The sequence below is a fragment of the Blautia sp. SF-50 genome (assembly GCF_900101315.1).
In the GTDB taxonomy this organism is placed as follows: Bacteria; Bacillota; Clostridia; order Lachnospirales; family Lachnospiraceae; genus Blautia_A; species Blautia_A fusiformis.
The window spans coordinates 1-1,365 of record NZ_FMUW01000075.1 but is presented as its reverse complement, the minus strand read 5'-3'; the positions used below and the strand labels follow the sequence as shown (position 1 = coordinate 1,365).

The window sequence follows — 1,365 nt, the reverse complement described above, 5'->3', positions numbered from 1 at the left end:
TGATGTTAGAATATAAATAGTACAAAATAAACATGACCATTTTCAATAAATATTATATGATAGTCATAGATCAAGAGAGGAGAATGGTTATGGCAAGAGGTACAAGGTATTCACAAGAGTTTAAGGAAGATGCAGTAAGATATCGGTTGGAGCATCCTGAGATTGCGCTTCGTAAGTGTGCTGAAAATCTTGGAATTAGTGAATCAGCACTAAAGACTTGGATGAAATCAGCAAAGGAACATGAAGGAACTGTTCCTACTCGTGGTTCAGGCAATTACGCAAGTGATGAAGCAAAAGAAATCGCACGTCTGCAACGAGAATTACGCGATACAAAGGATGCACTTGAAGTGTTAAAAAAAGCAATCGGTATTCTGGGAAAATGACAAAAACTCTTTACGCTGCTACATCTAAATATGTAGAAGAAATTAACAACCTGCCTGTGAAACGTCAAGTTTCTGTCAGCGGGATACTGAAAAAATTGGACGTTTCACGATCTGGTTATAATGCATGGAAGAAGCGGGTTCCTTCGGACACGTCTATTCGTCGAACTGTTTTAAAAGAAAAAATCCAAAAGATTTATGATGATTCACATCAAAACTATGGTGCTCCTAAAATTGCAGCTGAATTGCGGAAATCCGGAGAAACTATTACTGAAAAAACAGTGGGAAATTATATGCGTCAAATGGGAATAAAAGCGCAATGGATCAAACCGTATACTCAAACAACCATTGATTCTGATCTAAGCCAGAAACTAAAAAATATTTTGAACGAAAAATTTAATCCAGAACATCCAGATGCTGTATGGTGCTCAGATATCACTTATATTTGGACATATGAAGGATTTGTATATCTTACCAGTATTATGGATCTATATTCCAGAAAAATCATTTCCTGGGTACTAAGTGAGACGCTGGAGGCATCTCATGTAGTAAAATGTATTGAAAAGGCAAAACAGTCCAGACATATTGAAAATCCGCTTATTTTTCATTGTGACAGAGGATGTCAATATGTATCAGAAGCATTTCACAAGGCAACGGAAGGAATGATTCACAGCTATTCCAAGAAGGCTTATCCTTGGGACAATGCTTGCATAGAATCGTTCCATGCCCTTTTAAAACGAGAGTGGATTAATCGTTTCAAAATTTTCAATTATACTCATGCATATAAATTGATTTTTGAATATATCGAGACGTTCTACAACACCGTCCGTATTCATAGTCATTGTGGATATTTATCTCCAAATGAATATGAGGAACAATATCTAAAAAATCTGGAAACGACTGTAACAAGCTTAGCAAGTTAACAATTACATAAAAAGAGAAAATTGGTTGTATTTAATTTGTACTTTTTCTTGACATAAGACCA

2 protein-coding genes are annotated in these 1,365 nt (G+C 35.5%); both read left to right on the top strand.

Annotated elements, in window-relative coordinates:
- Positions 1-89: 89 nt before the first annotated feature.
- Positions 90-383 carry a transposase gene (locus BLP57_RS17520; RefSeq protein WP_025581345.1) on the top strand — a complete coding sequence of 98 codons (294 nt, stop codon included), beginning with the start codon at positions 90-92 and terminating at the stop codon, positions 381-383.
- The gene (locus BLP57_RS17515; protein WP_025581343.1) at positions 380-1,303 is read left to right on the top strand and encodes an IS3 family transposase; all 924 of its coding nucleotides are present in this window, start codon (positions 380-382) and stop codon (positions 1,301-1,303) included. Before BLP57_RS17520 ends, BLP57_RS17515 begins: the two co-directional genes overlap by 4 nt.
- Positions 1,304-1,365 lie beyond the last annotated feature (62 nt).